This is a genomic window from Mycoplasma mobile 163K, assembly GCF_000008365.1.
Taxonomy (GTDB): domain Bacteria; phylum Bacillota_I; class Bacilli_A; order Mycoplasmatales; family Metamycoplasmataceae; genus Mycoplasma_J; species Mycoplasma_J mobile.
Map to the genome: position 1 here is coordinate 668,042 of NC_006908.1, position 18,523 is coordinate 686,564.

Annotated in this window: 20 protein-coding genes; 14 read left to right on the plus strand and 6 right to left on the minus strand. The window is 26.6% G+C overall.

Annotated features, from left to right (window positions below; genetic code table 4):
- Nucleotides 1-151: 151 nt before the first annotated feature.
- The 6 genes from rplJ (at nucleotide 152) to upp (ending at nucleotide 4,462) form a co-directional block, all read left to right on the plus strand.
- On the plus strand, nucleotides 152-655 hold the full coding sequence (rplJ, locus tag MMOB_RS02900) for a 50S ribosomal protein L10 (RefSeq protein ID WP_011265053.1): 504 nt from the start codon (nucleotides 152-154) through the stop codon (nucleotides 653-655).
- A gap of 37 nt (nucleotides 656-692) precedes the next feature.
- Nucleotides 693-1,067 carry a 50S ribosomal protein L7/L12 gene (gene rplL / locus MMOB_RS02905; RefSeq protein ID WP_011265054.1) on the plus strand — a complete coding sequence of 125 codons (375 nt, stop codon included), beginning with the start codon at nucleotides 693-695 and terminating at the stop codon, nucleotides 1,065-1,067.
- A gap of 79 nt (nucleotides 1,068-1,146) precedes the next feature.
- A complete protein-coding gene (gene deoD / locus MMOB_RS02910) occupies nucleotides 1,147-1,848 on the plus strand; it encodes a purine-nucleoside phosphorylase (RefSeq protein WP_011265055.1) in 702 nt (233 codons plus the stop codon).
- A 32-nt stretch (nucleotides 1,849-1,880) separates the two neighbouring features.
- Nucleotides 1,881-3,182, plus strand: coding sequence for a thymidine phosphorylase (locus MMOB_RS02915; protein WP_011265056.1), 1,302 nt, complete (start codon nucleotides 1,881-1,883; stop codon nucleotides 3,180-3,182).
- 1 nt (nucleotide 3,183) lies between these two features.
- Nucleotides 3,184-3,837: a deoxyribose-phosphate aldolase gene (deoC, locus tag MMOB_RS02920; RefSeq protein WP_011265057.1), complete on the plus strand. Its 654-nt coding sequence runs from the start codon at nucleotides 3,184-3,186 to the stop codon at nucleotides 3,835-3,837.
- Between the two features lies 1 nt (nucleotide 3,838).
- Entirely contained in the window at nucleotides 3,839-4,462 is a 624-nt protein-coding gene (upp, locus tag MMOB_RS02925; RefSeq protein WP_011265058.1) for a uracil phosphoribosyltransferase, read from the plus strand.
- A 24-nt stretch (nucleotides 4,463-4,486) separates the two neighbouring features.
- Here the strand turns inward: upp and MMOB_RS02930 are convergent, their stop codons facing one another.
- The 3 genes from MMOB_RS02930 to pth form a co-directional block, all read right to left on the minus strand.
- Complete coding sequence (locus MMOB_RS02930; protein WP_011265059.1) at nucleotides 4,487-6,379, minus strand: class I tRNA ligase family protein; 1,893 nt, start codon at nucleotides 6,377-6,379, stop codon at nucleotides 4,487-4,489.
- A gap of 59 nt (nucleotides 6,380-6,438) precedes the next feature.
- On the minus strand, nucleotides 6,439-8,562 hold the full coding sequence (gene ftsH / locus MMOB_RS02935) for an ATP-dependent zinc metalloprotease FtsH (RefSeq protein ID WP_011265060.1): 2,124 nt from the start codon (nucleotides 8,560-8,562) through the stop codon (nucleotides 6,439-6,441).
- A 95-nt stretch (nucleotides 8,563-8,657) separates the two neighbouring features.
- Nucleotides 8,658-9,197 (minus strand): aminoacyl-tRNA hydrolase, encoded by a 540-nt coding sequence (gene pth, locus MMOB_RS02940; protein WP_041362970.1) that lies wholly within the window; start codon nucleotides 9,195-9,197, stop codon nucleotides 8,658-8,660.
- Between the two features lie 123 nt (nucleotides 9,198-9,320).
- Here pth and MMOB_RS02945 point away from each other — a divergent pair, with 123 nt between their 5' ends.
- A complete protein-coding gene (locus MMOB_RS02945) occupies nucleotides 9,321-9,737 on the plus strand; it encodes a Dps family protein (RefSeq protein ID WP_011265062.1) in 417 nt (138 codons plus the stop codon).
- A gap of 63 nt (nucleotides 9,738-9,800) precedes the next feature.
- On the opposite strand, the gene MMOB_RS02950 is transcribed toward MMOB_RS02945, so the two are convergent.
- Both MMOB_RS02950 and MMOB_RS02955 read right to left on the minus strand, forming a co-directional pair.
- Nucleotides 9,801-10,292, minus strand: coding sequence for an MMOB5430 family gliding machinery internal complex protein (locus tag MMOB_RS02950; protein WP_011265063.1), 492 nt, complete (start codon nucleotides 10,290-10,292; stop codon nucleotides 9,801-9,803).
- A gap of 1 nt (nucleotide 10,293) precedes the next feature.
- Entirely contained in the window at nucleotides 10,294-10,707 is a 414-nt protein-coding gene (locus MMOB_RS02955) for a hypothetical protein (protein WP_011265064.1), read from the minus strand.
- Nucleotides 10,708-10,807: 100 nt separating this feature from the next.
- Here MMOB_RS02955 and MMOB_RS02960 point away from each other — a divergent pair, with 100 nt between their 5' ends.
- The gene (locus tag MMOB_RS02960) at nucleotides 10,808-12,505 is read left to right on the plus strand and encodes a GIY-YIG nuclease family protein (RefSeq protein WP_011265065.1); all 1,698 of its coding nucleotides are present in this window, start codon (nucleotides 10,808-10,810) and stop codon (nucleotides 12,503-12,505) included.
- Here MMOB_RS02960 and MMOB_RS02965 read toward each other — a convergent pair.
- A complete protein-coding gene (locus MMOB_RS02965; RefSeq protein ID WP_011265066.1) occupies nucleotides 12,502-14,142 on the minus strand; it encodes a hypothetical protein in 1,641 nt (546 codons plus the stop codon). The two genes, MMOB_RS02960 and MMOB_RS02965, sit on opposite strands and share 4 nt — an antisense overlap.
- Nucleotides 14,143-14,213: 71 nt before the next feature.
- Here MMOB_RS02965 and tyrS point away from each other — a divergent pair, with 71 nt between their 5' ends.
- From tyrS to MMOB_RS02995, 6 genes are all read left to right on the plus strand, one after another.
- Nucleotides 14,214-15,461, plus strand: a complete 1,248-nt coding sequence (gene tyrS, locus MMOB_RS02970) for a tyrosine--tRNA ligase (RefSeq protein WP_011265067.1) — start codon at nucleotides 14,214-14,216, stop codon at nucleotides 15,459-15,461.
- A gap of 52 nt (nucleotides 15,462-15,513) precedes the next feature.
- Nucleotides 15,514-16,353, plus strand: coding sequence for a deoxyribonuclease IV (locus tag MMOB_RS02975; RefSeq protein ID WP_011265068.1), 840 nt, complete (start codon nucleotides 15,514-15,516; stop codon nucleotides 16,351-16,353).
- Nucleotides 16,354-16,427: 74 nt separating this feature from the next.
- Nucleotides 16,428-16,580 carry a 50S ribosomal protein L33 gene (gene rpmG / locus MMOB_RS02980; RefSeq protein WP_011265069.1) on the plus strand — a complete coding sequence of 51 codons (153 nt, stop codon included), beginning with the start codon at nucleotides 16,428-16,430 and terminating at the stop codon, nucleotides 16,578-16,580.
- Between the two features lie 22 nt (nucleotides 16,581-16,602).
- The gene (locus MMOB_RS02985; RefSeq protein ID WP_011265070.1) at nucleotides 16,603-17,643 is read left to right on the plus strand and encodes a M24 family metallopeptidase; all 1,041 of its coding nucleotides are present in this window, start codon (nucleotides 16,603-16,605) and stop codon (nucleotides 17,641-17,643) included.
- 5 nt (nucleotides 17,644-17,648) lie between these two features.
- The gene (gene efp / locus MMOB_RS02990) at nucleotides 17,649-18,215 is read left to right on the plus strand and encodes an elongation factor P (RefSeq protein ID WP_011265071.1); all 567 of its coding nucleotides are present in this window, start codon (nucleotides 17,649-17,651) and stop codon (nucleotides 18,213-18,215) included.
- The gene (locus MMOB_RS02995) at nucleotides 18,215-18,520 is read left to right on the plus strand and encodes an MMB_0454 family protein (protein WP_011265072.1); all 306 of its coding nucleotides are present in this window, start codon (nucleotides 18,215-18,217) and stop codon (nucleotides 18,518-18,520) included. Before efp ends, MMOB_RS02995 begins: the two co-directional genes overlap by 1 nt.
- Nucleotides 18,521-18,523: the final 3 nt, after the last annotated feature.

An 18,523-nucleotide genomic window follows, 5' to 3' on the forward strand; every position in this document is an offset into this window, starting at 1 on the left:
CTCTTTTATTTTTTATTTTTTAAAAATTTTAAAATTTGTTAAAATTAAAAAAGCAATATATTAAGACAATAACTGTTTAGAAATAAACTTAATCTGTTATCGAGTATATTATGTTGTATTCATATATTGACTAAAAATATAAGGAGGAAATGTGACAGAAAATCGTAAGAAAAAAGTAGCGACAGTTAAAACTATTTCGAAACTTATTAAAAATTCAGCTGGTCTTATTGTTTTTGAATATCAAGGATTAAGCGCTTCTGAACTTGAATCAGTAAGAAATGATTTAAAAAATCACCTTGCAAATACAATGGTTTTTAAAAATCGTTTTGTTAAATTAGCTATAGATAAAGCTGGGTTTAAGGAATTAGACTCTTATTTATTTGGACCAAATATTTTTGTATTTTTTGATGAAGAGCACAAAAATGCTACTATTAAAAAAATAGCTGAAATTGAAAAGAAAAATAAATTTGTTAAAATTAAAGCTGGAATCTATGAAGAAAAAGTTGTCTCAGATGCTGAAGTTAGAGTAATTGCTACTCTTCCAACATATGAAGAAGCTTTAACAATTTTAGCAAGATCAATGTTAGCACCTTTACAACAAGTAAGTCTTGGGCTAAAAATGCTAGTTGATGAAAAACACATAAAAGCTGAATAAGCTTAACATAAATAATAAATATAAAAGAGGAAAAAATATGGCAAAACTAACAAAAGAAAGTTTTATTCAATCATTAAAAGAAATGAACATTAAAGAAGTTATGGAACTTGTAAATGCAATGAAAGAAGAATTTGGTATTGATCCTTCTGCTGTTGTTGTTGCAGGTGGAGCTGCTGGTGGAGCAGAAGTTGCTGAAAAAACAGAAGTTACTATAACTTTAAAAAATGCTGGAGGAAATAAAGTTCCAGTTATTAAAAAAGTACGTGAAATTAGCCCAGAACTTTCATTAATGGATGCTAAAAAATTAGTTGATAGTGCTCCTGCAAAATTAAAAGATAATGTTAAACCAGAAGAAGCTGAAGAAATTAAAGCCGCTTTTGCAGCATTAGGTGCAGAAATTTCAATTGATTAATTTCAAAAATTTAAATTGCCTTTTTATAGGCAATTTTTATTTTTATTTGTAAAATACTAATAGTAAGAAAAGAGGAAACATGACACCACATATAAAAGCTAAAGTTGGAGAAATTGCAAAAACCGTTTTAATGCCAGGAGATCCTTTAAGAGCCAAATACATTGCAGAGAATTTTTTAGATAAAGGTTTTAAAGTAGTTAATGATGTAAGAAATATGCTATTTTTTACAGGAACATATAAAGGAAGAGCAATTACAATTGCAGCTTCTGGAATGGGTTGTCCTTCAATAGGAATTTATTCATATGAACTTTTTAAATTTTATGGAGTTGAAAATATTATTAGAATTGGTAGTGCTGGAAGTTATGAAAAAGATTTAAAACTTTATGACATTTTATTGGCAACTAGCTCATATTCTGATAGTAATAGTTTTGCAAAATTAGTTTTAAATGAGTCTACTCATGAAATTGAAGGTTCAAAAATTTTAAATGATCGAATTAGAACAATTGCAAAAAGCAAAAAAATGAATTTACATGAAGGTAGAGTACACTCAAGTGATGTGTTTTATAGCACAAGAAGCTTAGAAAATACAATTAAAGAAACAAAATCTCGTGCAGTAGAAATGGAATCATTTGCTTTATTTGTTAATGCAAAAAAACTTAATAAAAATGCTGCTTGTATTTTAACTATTTCAGATAATTTAATCACTAAAGAAGAAACTAGCGCAGAAGAAAGACAAAATAATTTTACAAAAATGATGGAACTAGCACTTGAACTTGCTTAAAGTTCCATTTTTTTATTTTAGGGAGGAAAAAAATGAAAGCTACAGATATAATTCAAAAAAAACTTAGAAAAGAATCTTTAACAAAAACAGAAATTGATTTTTTTATTTCTAAATTTATGATTAATGAAATAAAAGACTACCAAATGACCGCACTAAATACAGCAATTTTTTTAAATGGTCTAAATGAAGAGGAAATCACTTATCTAACACTAGCTATGCTTGATTCTGGAGAAAAACTTAATTTAAGTTCTTTGAAAGGTCCAAAGGCTGATAAACACTCTACAGGAGGGGTTGGAGATAAAATGACTCTTATCATTGGGCCCATGGCTGCTGCTTTAGGAATAAAAATGGCAAAAATGAGTGGTCGTGGTTTAGGTTTTACAGGAGGAACTCTTGATAAACTAGAATCAATTCCTGGTTTTAAAATTGATATTAGTGAAAAAAAATTTATTGAGCAAGTAGATAGAATAAATTTTGCTCTTGTATCCCAAAATAAAAACTTAGCTCCTGCTGATAAAAGAATTTATGACTTAAGAAATGACACAGGAACTGTTGATTCAATTGCATTAATTGCAGCTAGTATTATGTCAAAAAAATTTGCTTCAGGTGCAGAAATTATTTTGTTAGATGTAAAATGTGGAACTGGAGCTTTTATTGAAACATTAGATAAAGCTAGAGAATTAGCAAAATTGATGGTAAAAATAGGTCATCTAGCAAATAAAACCGTTAAAGCCGAAATTACAAACATGAATGAGCCTTTAGGAAAAATGATTGGAAATCGTAATGAAGTTTATGAAGTTAAAAAATTCTTTGAAAATCCAAATAATTATCCTGATTTAAAAGAACTAGCATATACAACAGTAGAATCTTTATTACTTACAAGTAAAATAGCAACAACTGAAAAAGATGCAAATACTTTGATTGAAAATGTTATGAATTCTGGAAACGCATTACAAAGATTCTACAATTTTATTGAAGCACAAGGTGGAGATACTAAAAAATTAAGAGAAGATAAATTATGAAATCCTAAAAAATCTTTAGAAGTAAAATCTTATACTAATGGATTTTTAGAAATAATTAATGCAAAAATTTTTGGAATAGTTGCTAATGATTTAGGTGCTGGAAGATATTTAAAAGAAGATAAAATAGATTATGAAGCAGGAATAGAACTTCATAAAAAAACTAATGATTTAGTAAAAAAAGGTGATGTTTTATTTACTTTATATTCTTCAAAAAAAATAGAGCAAAAATTAGTTGATGATTTACTAAAGGCAATAAAAATAAATGAATCTCAAATTCAAAAACAAAATATCATTATTGAAAGGATAGAATAAGATGAAATTTAATAATATGATTGATCACACTCTTTTAAAAGCTGAAGCTACTACAAAAGATGTTGATAAATTAATTGCTGAAGCAAAAGAATATGGTTTTAAAAGTGTTTGTGTTAATTCTTCATGAGTTAAATATGTAAAAGAAAAACTAAAAGGAAGTGATGTTTTAGTTTGTGCTGTTGTTGGATTTCCACTAGGAGCAATGAGCATGCAAGCAAAAGTTTTTGAAGCAAAACTTGCAATTGATCATGGAGCAGATGAAATAGATATGGTAATCAATATTGGTCGTTTTAGAGATGATCAACATGATTATGTTTTAAATGAAATTAAAAAAATCAAAGAAGTTATGGGTAATAAAGTTTTAAAAGTAATTATCGAGACCGCTTTACTTGATAAAAAAGGGATTAAAGATGCTACAAATATTGTTTTACAATCTGGAGCAGAATTCATAAAAACTTCTACTGGATTTAGTTATAGCGGAGCCCAAGTTGAAGATATAGAGGTGTTCAAAGAAATTTTAGGAGATAAAGTTGCAATTAAAGCTTCTGGTGGAATTAAAAATTTAAATGACATGAAAAATTTATATAAAGCAGGAGCAAGAAGATTTGGAACAAGTGCTGCTGTAGCAATTGTTAAAGAGCAAGGAAAACAATAAAATGATACATATTATTAATCATCCTTTAATAGAAATAAAATTGACAGTCATGAGAGACGAAAAAACTAATCATAAAGATTTTAAAGCCAATTTAAATGAAATTAGTTCTTTGATGGTTTATGAAATTCTAAGAGATTATAAAGCAAAAGATTTTCAAGTTAAGACTTCTACAGGTAGTCTTGCTAATGGGAAAATTTTTGATAAAGAAATTGTTATTGTACCTATTTTAAGAGCAGGTTTAGGGATGACAGATGGCATTAGTAATTTAGTACCTCAAGCTAGAATTGGTCATATAGGGTTATATCGTGACGAAAAAACTTTTGAAGCAAAGGAATATTTTTACAAAATTCCAGATGTGAAAAAAGATTCTCTAATCTTAGTAGTTGATCCAATGCTTGCAACTGGTGGTAGCGCAAATGATGCTATTAAATCATTGAAAAAAAGAGGATTTAGCAATATTAAACTTGTTTGTTTAGTTGGTGTAAAAGATGGTATTGATTTGATTGAAAAAAATCACCCTGATGTAAATGTCTATTTAGCTGCCAAAGATGATCATTTAGATAAGAATAAATATATTATTCCTGGTTTAGGTGATGCTGGTGATAGAATTTTTGGAACAAAATAAAAAAGCCATAAAGGCTTTTTTATTTTAAATAATAAAATTTAAAATTTTCTTTGCAATATAAATTTCTTTTTTGATAATTTTATTTTCCAAATGTTTTTTAACATTAGGAAGTTTTTTAGCTTCTTCAATAACTCTTTTTTCATCTCAATCATTTTCTATTTCAAAAGTTTCACGTAATTTTCCATTTACTTGAATTGCTACAATATCTTTTGTAAGTAAAATTTTATTATTTTCATAAGTTGGTCAACTTTGAAACATAATTTCTTTTTCGCCTAAAGATTCAAGTAATTCTTCTGAAATATGTGGAGCAATTGTCGAAAACATAATTGCAAAATCTTTTAAAGGTTTTAATGAATAAATTTTTTCTTTTTTATAAAGAGAATTAACAAAAATCATTAATTTAGAAATCATAATATTAAATTTCAAATCTTCAATATCTTGAGTGATTTCTTTAATCAAAAGATTGTGTTCTGAAATAAATTGATCATCTTTATGTAATGAATTTATTTTAGATTTGTCTTCTATAAAAATTTGAAAAATTCTTTTAACTCTTAAAATCCATTTATAAGTAGCTTCAACAGTAGATTCATTTCATTTCTTAGTATCTGTTAAAGGTCCCATAAACATTTCATAAACTCTTAAAGTATCTGCTCCAAAATTTTGAATAATCTCATCAGGATTTACAACATTTCCAAGAGACTTTGACATTTTTTGACCATCTTTACCTAGAATCATTCCTTGATTAATTAATTTTTGAAATGGTTCTTTAGTAGGGACTATTTTTAAATCATAAAGAATTTTGTGCCAAAATCTTGCATATAACAAGTGTAAAACAGCGTGTTCTTGACCCCCAATATATAAATCAACAGGTAATCATTTACTAAAGGCTTCATAAGCTTTTTTTGAATCAATTGGTAAATAAGTTCCATCTTCTTGTTTCATTATGTATGCAAGATAATATCAACAACTTCCTGCTCATTGAGGCATTGTATTTGTATCTCTTTTAAAAATTTTATTATTTTTTTTATACTGAACTCATTCTGTATTTGTTGCTAAAGGTCCTTCACCTGTTCCAGAAGGCATAATATTTTCCATATGAGGTAATTCAACAAGTTCATCAATCAAATAAACATTGTTATCTTCATCAAAATACACAGGAAAAGGTTCACCTCAATATCTTTGTCTTGCAAAAATTCAATCTTGCAATTTATAAGTTATTTTTCCATCTATTTCTTCTTTTCCAATTCAATTGGTTTGAAGTTTTTTTAAAGAATCAGGTCAATCTAATAAATTTAAATCTTCTAATAATCTATCAGCGTAATTAGTAATTTTCAAAACTCATTGTTTCATAGGTTTTTTATAAACTGGAAATGATCCTCTTTCAGAAACCATTTCTCCTTTATCATTTTCAACAATTTCTTCATTTGCTAAAACAGTACCTAATCCAGGACATCAATTAACATCAACTTCTCTAATCTCGGCTAAACCTTTTTTGTAAATTTGTTTAAAAATTCATTGTGTTCAACGATAATAAGAAGGATCTGTTGTATTTACTTCCTTTTCATAATCGAAACTAAATCCTAAAGATTTTAATTGTCTTCTAAAATTTTCAATATTTTTTAATGTAAATGGTTGAGGATGCTTTCCACTTGATAAAGCATATTGCTCAGCAGGAAGTCCAAAAGCATCTCAACCTATTGGATGCAAAACATCAAAACCTTTTAACCTTTTATATCTAGATATAATATCTGTAGCTGTGTAGCCTTCAGGGTGACCAACATGCAATCCTGATCCCGAAGGATAAGGAAACATATCTAATGCATAAAATTTATCTTTAGATTTATTTGTTGTTTTAAATGCTTTTGTTTTTTCTCATCTTGTTTGTCACTTTTTTTCGATTTCGTTGTGATTATACATTTTACCTTCTTAAAATATTTCTACTATTATAAAATAAAAAGCAAGATTACTCTTGCTTTTTATTTTATATCTAAAGATTCGTCTGTTTTAATATTATTTTCAGAATCTTTTATTTTCTTGTCATTCTTGTCTTTGATAATTAGAGTTTGATCTTTAACTTCTTTTACTAATTCATCAACATTTCTGATTTGATTAACATTTTCTGATTTGGCTTTTGTTCTCATTGATGGTAATTTTAAGTTTTTTGCAATGTATTGAATTTCTTCATCAACAATTGTTTCATTTTCTAAAAGTGCTTCTTTAATAAGTTCAAGCATTTCACGATTCTCTTGAATAACTTCAATAGCTTTTTGCTCTGCTGTAAGAATTATTTTCCTTACTTCAGTATCAATTTCTCTTGCAATGTGATCTGAGAATAATTGATTTTTTGTATAATCTCTCCCTAAAAAAGGATTAGAGGTATCTTCTTCATACATAATTGGACCTAAATCAGACATACCTCATTCTGTGACCATCTTTCTAGCAATTGAAGTAGCTTTTTTAATATCATCTCTTGCGCCTGTAGAAACTTCTTTTTCGCCATAAATAATTTGCTCAGCAGCTCTACCACCCATAAATGAAGTAATCATTGCAATTAATTCAGATTTTGAAGAATTGTATTTTTCTTCTTCAGGAATCATTAAGTTATAGCCCCCTGCAGAACCACGAGGAATAATGGTTATTTTTTGAACCTTTACACCTTTTCTTAATTGAGTTCCGACAACAGCATGACCTGCTTCATGATATGCTACAGCAGTTAGTTCTTCTTTTGTAATTACTCTTGATTTTTTAGCAGGTCCAGACATTACTCTATCAATTGCTTCATCAAATTGTTCTAAAGTAATTATTTTAGTGTCTTCTCTTACAGATAATAAAGATGCTTCATTAATAACATTTTCTAATTGAGCTCCTGAATACCCTGGGGTTCTTTTTGCTAATTGTTGAAAACTAACTTCACTAGAAATTCTTTTTCCTTTAGCATGTAATTTTAAAATAGCTTCACGATCTTTCACATTTGGAAGTCCTACTGTAACAGTTCTATCAAAACGCCCAGGTCTTAATAAAGCAGGATCTAAAACATCTGTTCTATTAGTTGCAGCCATAACTAGAAGGCCACTATTTTCAGTCATTCCGTCCATTTCAACGAGTAATTGATTAAGAGTTTGCTCTCTTTCGTCATTACCTCCACCTATTCCTGCTCCTCTACTTCTTCCAACAGCATCTAATTCATCAATAAAAATAATAGCTGGAGATGATTTACGAGCTTCTTTAAATAATTCTCTAACTCTTTTAGCTCCGACTCCGACAAATAATTCAACAAAGTTAGAACCTGAAATAAAGTAAAAAGGTACATTCGCTTCACCGGCAGTTGCTTTTGCAAGTAAAGTTTTTCCTGTTCCTGGAGGACCACCTAATAAAATCCCTCTTGGAATTCTTGCTCCTGAAGCAGAATATTTTTTTGGATTTTTCAAATAATCTACTAATTCTGCAACTTCTTCTTTTACTTCTTCATTTCCTGCAATATCAGAAAATTTAATTTTTGTATAAATTCTTTCAGCTTGGTTTTTTCCTGGATTAAATCCACCCATACCGCCGTTTGCTTTGGACTGCATTTTATAAACAAAAAAGATAATACCAACAAATAAAAATGTAGGAATTAACGATAAAAGAATTGCTAATGCTTGATTAGTTGGAGTTACAAGTCCTGAAAAATTTAGTGTACCTATTCCACTAGCTGAAGTGTTAGCAATTGCTAAAGTGGCTAATTCAAGCCCTGTAAATGTAGTACCAGGAATTTGTAGATTTTGAAAAGCAACCGAACTTGGATAATTTACAAAATAAGAACTCGTAGTTGCTCCATTTACAAAAGTTACATTAAATCTTGATAAAACAACATCAAAAGATATATTTCTAAAAAATATAGTATCATCTCCTAATCTTGCTGCATCTTGTAAATCTTTTAAAAATCCATCAAAACTTTTATTGGTTCCTGGATTATTTGGAAGAAAAGCAAAAACAACTCAAATTAAAAGCAAGGCAACTATTACAAAAATTATGATATTACCAATACTAAATGCACCGGGTTTTTTAGGTTTTTTGTTGCTGTCCTTGCTTTTATCTTTTTTATTGTCTAATTCTGACATTTCTATCTCCTTTACCTTATTATAAGAATTTTAATTTCTTTTATTTAGATTGTTTATTCAAACTCAATATTAAAAACTTATTATATATAATTTTTCTATTTATTATAACTATTCATCACAATTCTTATGTCATTGAATAAAAAAGAAATAGCTGCTTCTGCTGCTTGATTAATTACTAAATCAATGATTTTAAATTCTTCCAAAGTAAAATCACTTAAAACATGTTTTGCTGCTTCTTGATTTTTACCAATTCCAATTTTCAGTCTTGGAATTTCTTCTGTATTCATTTTTAAAAGAATATCTTTTATTCCATTTTGCCCATTGGACCCACCTTTTGGTTTAATTGCTGCTTGGCCAACTTCATAGCTCATATCATCATAAATGATTAAAATATTATTAGGACTTACTTTAAAATAAGTACTTATATTTTTTACAAAATCTCCACTTAAATTCATATATGTAGTTGGCTTTGCAATAATAAATTCTTCAGTTTTTACAAAAATACCTGAAAATTTTTCTTTATTTATTTTTAAACGTAAATTTTCCAAAATTTTATCTACAACCATGTAGCCAACATTATGTCTATTTTTTTGATATTTAGGATCTGGATTCCCTAGACCAATTATTAATTTCATAAAAAAATTATACCTATTTTGGAATAAAAACATAAAAGTATTAAATATTATAAAATCATGCAGATCAAATAAGTGTTATAATTTAAGAGAATTCTCAGGAATTTGTAGAAAGAGGAAAGCTATATGAAAAATATCGAAAAATTAAGAAAGCTTCAGGCTTCAATTATGGTTTTTACAAATAATGTTTATTCTTTACACTGAAATGTTAAGGGGTCTCATTTTTTTGAAATTCATGAAGAAACTGAAAAATTATTTAAAGATTTAAGAGAAATGTATGATGATGTTGCTGAAAAAATTGTTATGCATGATGCATTGCCAGTTGGTTCTTATAAAAATCAATTGGAATTAAGTGCAATTAAAGAAATTGAAACCAAATGATATGATTTAACTTTTATTTCCAATAACGTTGTTGAGTCTTTAGGAAAAATTATTGAGCTTACAGATGCAGTCGAGGGAACAAATGTTATTCAACCAATGCTGGATGAAATCTATTTAAAAGCTGATAAATGAAGATGAAATTTTAGACAATTAGTGAAATAATTTCAAATTAAAAAAATCACTTTAAAGTGATTTTTTTAATTTGATGCGAATTTTAATTTTAAATTATTGGGGTGGAAAAATTCCTGCTCCTCATAAGCTTAATAATATAATACCTGCAATACTTGCTAAAATTATAATTGTTACAAAAATTCAAAATAAAATTTTATTTGATTTTGATGTTTCTTCTGCTGCAATTTTTCTAAGTTGTAATTCTTCTAGAATTTCGTTTCTTCTAATTGGTTGTTGATTTGTTGTTCCATATTGTGGAGCAACAGGTACAAGTAATCCATTAGTATTTCTTTGTTGTGCAGGAACTAAACTATTTGTTCTCAATACAGCTGTTTGAGGAGCTAATGAGTGAGTATTAGTTTGAGTTCTTCCAATTGTATTTGTTGCTCTCATTGAAGCATTTTGAGGTTGATTACCTTGTGGGTAAGTTTGAACTTGAACTGGTCTTCCTGTTTTTGGATCTGTAATTATTGTTGTTCTTGTATTTGGTATATTAGTTGTTCTATTTTGGTTATTTGGGTTGTTTGGTCTTCAATTTTGATTCATTTTATTCTCCTAGGTTAATGGTTTTTTTTCTATAAAGTATGAAAGTATTACTGTAATTATTTTTTCTCGACACAAGACTTAAAGCATCTTCATTTGTTAATAAATTTATTTGAAATTCGTTTGCTAGGGAAGATTTATAAACTTCCTTATCTTCTAGAGTTATAATTTCTTGCAATTTAGCAATTTTGATTTGATACTTCATTTTTTCATTTGCTTTTTTCGAAACTATTGCCCCAACAAAAATACTATACGAATCTTGAAAAATTATAGAACCTTCTATCCGATTCGCAATATAGAAATTTATTGCATCATGTCTACTTTTGAAATGGGCAATTGGCTCACTATTCCCTTCTGTTTGTAACTGTCAAAAGTAAGGGTTATTCTTTCTTATGTAATATAATAAGTACTTTTTCATTCTCACCTTTTAAACTATATAAATTATAAACTAAAGCGAAAAAAATTTAAATAAATTCAAAATTATTATCATTTTCTAGTTGTGTATTAAAATTAGAATCATGAATAAAACTTTAGATTTAGATAATGTAACAACAAAGCCTGGTGTTTATCTTTGAAAAAATAAACATGGCAACATTGTTTATGTTGGAAAGGCCAAAAATTTAAGAAGTAGAATGAAACAATATTTTAGTGGAATGCTAAATTCTTACAAAACTATAAAATTAGTTCAAATCATAGATTCATACGAAGTAATTGTTACTACTAGCGAAAAAGAAGCTTTGATATTGGAAAGAAATTTAATCGAAACACATAAACCAAGTTTCAATATTTTATTAATAGATGATAAAAGATATCCTTATATAAAAATATCACTATTAAAAAATGATATTGAAATAAAAATGGTAAGAAGATATAAAAAGCAAAATAATAGCTTTTATTATGGACCTTTCCCAACGGGTTTTGGAGCAAAAGTTTTGATCAATTTATTAATAAGAGAAACAAAATTTGAAAAAGGACTGCCAGTTGTAAACAAAAATGCCTCTTATTGGAAAGAACAATTTAAAAAAGTAAAAAATATTTTAGGTGTAAATAACAAAGAATACATAAATGACTTGAAAAAGCAAATGTTTTTAAGTGCTGAGAATTTTCAATTTGAAATTGCAAATGAAATAAAATCAACAATACTATTTTTAGAAGAGTTAAAAAACAATCAAGTTGTTGAATTAAAAAATGATAAAAATATTGATGTTATTGGATTTTCAGAAGATAAAAACTATATATTTTTAAATATGCTTTTTTATAGATATGGAGCCTTATTATCTAGTGAGGATTTTGTTTTAGAAAAATTAAGTGATGGAAAAGAAACTATTAGAAAATTTATAAATGAATATTACACTTTAAATTTGCTACCTGATGAATTAATTATTTCATTAGAGTTTACACATAATGATCTGAATTTTGATTTTGAAATATTAAATCCTAAAAGAGGAACCTACAAAAATATTTTAGATAATGCAATAATGAGTGCTAATGAAAAAAGAGAAATTAAAATTTTAGAATTTGAAAGAAAAAAAGAAATCACAATAAATAATATTGAAAAATTAGAAGAATTACTTGAAACGAAAAATCTTAATCATTTTCTTGTGATTGACAATTCAAATACAAATAATTTTTCACCAGTTTCAGTAATTATTAGTTATAAAAATGGATTAAAAGACAAAAAAAATTATAAAAAATTTAATTTAGAAACGGGTGATAGAAAAGCAGATGTTGAATATATGAAAGAAGCTTGTTTTAGATATTTTTCCAAAAAAGAAAATCCAATTCCTGATCTTTTGATTGTGGATGGAGCCCTTGCTCAAGTAAGAGAAGTAAAAAAAATTTTAGCATCATTATTTATAAAGCTTAAAGTTATTGGTTTAGTAAAAAATGATAAACACATCACAAGTCATATTATTAATTTAAAGGAAAAAAGAGAAGAAATTAGCGATGCTTCTTTATTGATATTTTTAAAATCTATTCAAGAAGAAGTAGATAGATTTGCTAAATTTCATCACCGCTCTTTAAGAACAAAAAATACTTTGGAAGGATTTTTACTTTCGATTAAAGGTATAGGGCCTAAAACTGAAAAAAAATTATTGGAAAATTTTAAAAATTACAGTGAAATTTACAATGCTTCTCTAGAAGATTTAGAAAAAATACTTTCAAAATCTATTGCAAAAACACTTTATGAAAAAATAAAAAAAAATATTAATTAAAGAATTAATATTTTTTTGCTATCAATTATTTTTGAAGAATTACCATAAAATTTTTCAACAATATTTTTACGACCTTCTTCTGAAATAATAATATTCGAAACAGTATTTAAAAGATCTTCTGATTCTAATAAATGTAAAATTGTTGAATATTGAGTATACATTTTCACCAATTTATTTTTTAATGGGTTATTTTCAATAAAGCCATTTAGCAAATAAAATTCAAATGGAATATTTTTATCTCAAAATCTTAATCATTCATTTTGGTTAAGTTTTTTTGTACTTTCAAATAAATTTTTTCTCATTTCAACTTTTTCTCTTAATGTTTTAATATAATCAAGTGTTTGACCTTCTGAAATTAATCTATCTCTTGGATGCCCTTTAAAAATAAATTTAATTTGATGAATTGGTTGGTTTGGATTTTCCGTAATTGTTTTATTCAATAAAGATAAAATTCTTGTTGCTTCTGTTTCTGCAAATAAATCAGAATTAGAAATATCATTATCAAAAATAATATTTCCTGAGTAAACAATATTTAAATTATTATTCATATCATCTAAAGAATTTTCAACAATAATATTACTAGAATTAATAACACTTAAAAAAAGAGTTTTACTTTCTTGACTTAATGAAGTATACATTTTTAAAATTCTTAAATTGCTTGAATAAAACGGATCAAATCAACCACTAAAACTATCATTTAGAGATAAAGATGATGTTGAAGAATCGTTTAAATTTCTAATCATATCTGTGCTTGCAAAAAAGAAAACATTTTGAGAAGTAGAATTAGGTTTTAAATTATTTTCATCATTAGACACTAAAGATTGTCATAACAATGATGCATTTTGAATATTTAATTCAAATGAAGGTTCATTTTGTAAGAATTTTTTCTTTAAATCAATTGAGGGTTGAAAAGTTTTTGTTGCAGAATTAAATTTGTTTTTTGAAAAAGAATAAAAATTGAAAATATTGTCATCAATATAAGTTCTTTCTGCAGATCCATCAGTAATAAATGCTATAGAATTAAATTCAAAAAAAGCTTTATATTTGTCAATTATGGCGACAGCTCCATCCTGATCATTATTTTTTATATTGCTAACAAATTTCATTGCATTTTGATATCAAACTTCAGCTGGCATAAATATATCAAATTTTTTTCCTGGATTTTCCAATTTAATATTTTCAAATTCTGCATTGCTTCATGAATCAATTCTGGAAGCATTATTAGCATTAGGGATTTTTTTAAAAATCACATTTTTATATTTTGCTGTAATTAAAGAATAATTCTTATTGCTAAAACCTTCATCATAATTACTTAAAATATAAATTTTTTTATTTGGATTAATTTCTAAAATTTTTAGTAAACTACTAAATTGTGACATTCTTTGAATAACACCATCTCATGAATTGTAGTATACTAAAACATTATCTTGCATTTCTGTTGCATGCAACCTTGAATAATTCTCTAAATCATTTTCTTTACTTAAATAATTTGATTCCACATCTGATAATTTTTGATTTAAATTCAATGGCTGAATTTCTATTTGCTGCATTGAAAAAATTGCAACTGGTACAGCAATTAAAATTGAAACTGCTGCTGTTGAAGCAATAATACTTCCTATTAATAATTTTTTTCTCATAATTTTATATTAACACATTATCTTTGTGCATTATAATAATTAAATTTATTGGTTAAAAATACGGAGGAAATATGAATAGTTTTTTAAAAGAGTTGCAAGAGAAAAATCTGATTCAAGATATTTCTAATATTGAAAAAATTGAAAATTCTTTAAAAAATAAAATGGGTATTTATGTAGGTTTTGATCCAAGTGCAAAAAGCATTCATTTAGGAAACTTTGTTGTTATTAATGTACTTTTAATTGCAAAAAAACACAGAATTCCAACAGTCGCTTTAATTGGTGGAGCAACAGGAGGAATTGGTGATCCTTCAGGCAAAAAAAGCGAAAGAATTTTAATTGATGAAGATACTTTAAAAAAGAACACAGAAGCAATTAAAAAGCAAATTAAACATTTTCTTCCGGATGCAAAAATTGTTAATAATAGTGATTTTTACAAAAATCAAAGTTTCATTGATTTTTTAAGAGATGTTGGAAAATTCATTCAAGTTTCTTATATGTTATCAAAAGAAATAGTTAAAAATAGGCTTGAAAGTGGGATTTCTTTTACTGAATTTGCATATTCACTAATTCAAGCAAATGATTTTCATTATTTATTTAAAAATCATAATGTAGGGATTCAATTTGGAGGTTCAGATCAATGAGGGAATATTACGACAGGTCTTGAATTAATTAGAAAAAGAAATGGGGAAAATAGTTTTAGTGGAGGTTTTACAATCAAGCTTCTATTAAAATCTGATGGGACAAAATTTGGAAAAAGTGAACAAGGAGCTATTTATCTCGATCCTTCACTAACTAGCCCATATACAATGTATCAATTTCTTTTGAATCAAAATGACAGTGATTTATTGAATTTATTCAATTTTATTTCTGATTTAGGAATAAAAGAAATTTTGGAAATTATTACTAAACATAGTGAAAATCCTGAAAAAAGATATGGGCAAAAAATGCTTGCAAATAATATTGTAAACCGCATCCATGGAAAAAATGCTTTAAATGAAGTTGAAAATATCTCAAATATTTTATTTAAAAATGGAAAAATAAATGATTTAAGTAAAAGTGAGGTTTCTATTATTATTAATAGTTTTGAAGTGAATCATGTAAATTTTTCTAATGATGAAAAAATTATTGATATTTTAGATAGAGCAAAAATTTTTAAATCAAAAAATGAAATAAGAAAATTAATTGAGCAAAAAGGGCTTGTTGTTGGTGCTGAAATAATTACTGATTTTGATCAAATATTAAAAGATTCTAATTTAACACATGGAGTTATTTTTGCTAGGCAAGGAAAGAAAAAAATTTTTATTATCAAAAAATCTTAAGTCAATTAAAACTAAATTAATAAAGATAATAATATCAATGTAAAATGTTTGTATGAAAGAAAACAAAATTATAATTGGCTCTCATGTAGAATTCAAAGCTCCTGATTATCTTTTTGGAGCAGCAAAAACATCTTACAATAATAAAGCTAATGCAATGATGATTTATTTAGGAGCACCACAAAATTCAAAACGTGTTAATGTTTCAAAATATAAAATTGAAGAATATAAAAGAGATTTTGAAAAAATAATTGTGCCCGAAAATATTATAGTTCATGCTCCTTACATTACAAATTGTGCAAATCCAGATAAATTTGATTTTGCTACTGATTTTTTGATTGAAGAAATTAGAAGAATGTCATTTTTTGGAGCTAAATATCTTGTTTTACATCCTGGAGCCTTTACAACTTTTTCAAAAGAAATAGCTTATGAAATTTTAGAAAAGGCTTTAATTAAAATTCTAGATCAAACCGAAAATGTTGTGATTGCACTCGAAACAATGAGTGGAAAAGGAACTGAAATCGGAACAAAAATTAATGAATTAACTAATTTAATTGAAAAAATAAAATCACCTCGTCTAGCACTTTGTTTAGATACATGTCATGTTTGAGATGCTGGTTATGATATTAAAAATTTAGAAGTTTTTATTAATCACTTAGAGGAAATTGATGCACTAAAATATATTAAAGTGATTCATTTAAATGATTCTAAAAATGATATTTTTTCAAAAAAAGATAGACATGAAAATATAGGGAAAGGATTTATTGGTTTTGAAACATTGCAAAAAATTGTCTTTCATGAAAAATTTAAAAATATTCCAATTATTCTAGAAACTCCTTGAGTTGAAAATATACCTATTTATGATAAAGAAATAAAATTATTACTTGGACAATAAAAATGTACAATTAATATATATAATTTTATTTAAAACATAGTTTCAAAAAGAAACAAAATTTAAAGGACGGAAAAATGGCACGTGATGGAATCACTTTAAGATGTGAAGAATGTAAAATGGAAAATTACATTACAAAGAAAAATAAAAAATTGCATACAGAAAAATTGGAAACAAAAAAGTTTTGCCCAAAATGTAATTCTCATGTAACTCACAAAGAGAAAAAATAGTTGTTGAGGGAGAATTTATTAGATGAATCGTAAATATATTGAAAAAGTTTTTGAACTAACTAAAGCCGATGTAATTATTTCAGATTCATATCAAACTAGAAAATGATATGCTGATGTTATGACAAGTGATGGATTTATTATCATTGAAAAAAATAGAGCGGATCTTTTTGTAGATGGTAGATATATTGAATATGCAAAGACAAATGCAAGAAATGTTGAAGTTCATTTATTATTAAAAGATAGTTTAAAAACTTTTGTTCAACAAAAAAAATACCAAGTAGTTGCATTAGAAAAAGACTATTTGAAAATAGATGGATTTAACAAAATTAAAAATCTTATACCTGATGCAAAATTTAAATTTTTTGATGCTCAAACATTAAGAATATTAAAAGATGATGTTGAAATTTCTAAAATTCAAGGAGCTATTGATATTTCCTTGAATGCTTTTGATATGCTTAAGTCATTTTTAACACCTGGAGTAAGTGAAAAAGAAATTGACCACAAATTAGGATACCTTTTAAGACGTCATGGTGCTGAAAAGGAAAGTTTTGACACAATTGTTGCTAGTGGCCCAAATACAGCAATGCCTCATGCAAAGCCTAGTGATAGAATTTTAGAAGAAGGAGATATTGTTACAATTGATTTTGGAGCACAATTTCAAGGATATGCAGCAGATATAACAAGAACTTTCATTCTTGGAGGTAAGGAAAAAGCAAAAGATCCTAAATATGTTGAAATACTAGAAATTGTAGAAGAAGCTGCTAAAAGAGGAAGAAATGCAGTAAAACCTGGAATTAGTACTTCTGAGATCGATAAAATTTGTCGTGAATATATTGACTCAAAGGGTTATGGCAAGTATTTTGTTCATTCGACAGGACATGGGTTAGGAATTGATGTTCATGAATTACCTGTTGTTGCCCAAAGATTAAAAGGTGAAATTTTAGAGCCTGGAATGGTTATTACAGTTGAACCTGGAATTTATATCGAAGGAATTGGTGGAGCAAGAATCGAAGATGATGTTCTTGTAACAGAAACAGGACATAGAGTTCTAAGTAGAAAGTAGGATATATGGTAAATGTAAATAATTTTAAAAATGGAATTACCTTTCAAGAAGAAGATGAAATTTTTAGTGTGATTGAAGCACAACATTCAAAACAAGGAAGAGGACAAGCTTCAGTAAAGGCAAAAGTTAAAAACCTAAGAACTGGTGCAATAACAATTAAATCTTATACTGGTGGAGACAAAGTTAAAAAAGCTCATATTGAAAAAATTGAAATGAATTTTTTATATGATGAAGGTGAAAATATTGTTTTAATGGACAATGCAACTTATGAGCAAATTAGCATTCCAAAAACAAGAGTTGAATGGGAAATGAATTTTCTTGTTGAAGGTGCAAAAGTTCATATTAGAAAATTTGCAGATGAAATTTTAGATATTGAAATTCCAGTTAATATTGAATTAAAAGTAATAGATGCTCCTGAGGCTGTAAAAGGAAATACTTCTTCTAATCCTCAAAAGAAAGTAAAAGTTGAAACAGGTTTTGAACTAGAAACTCCATTATTTATCAAAGAAGGCGAAATAATTATTGTTTCTTCTGAAACTGGTAAGTACATGGGAAAAGGAAATAACAAATAATGCTAGACTACTTAACAATAAATTATGGATTAAATTATACATATAACTTGAATCAAGATGTTTTTCATAAAATCATTAAACAAGCTGCAAATCGTGTGAGTCAAGATATTTATATTGAAAATACAGAAGTTCAAATTACAAATAATTGCACAAATGTTTCAATTGGATTTTCTTTCAAATTAACTAAAAAAGCAAATCTTGAAAAATTAATGAATTTACTAAGAACAAAAATCAATGAATACATTATTAATTTAATCGATATTAATCCCGCAAATATAAAGATGATTTATAGCGGAAGAATGTAAGGA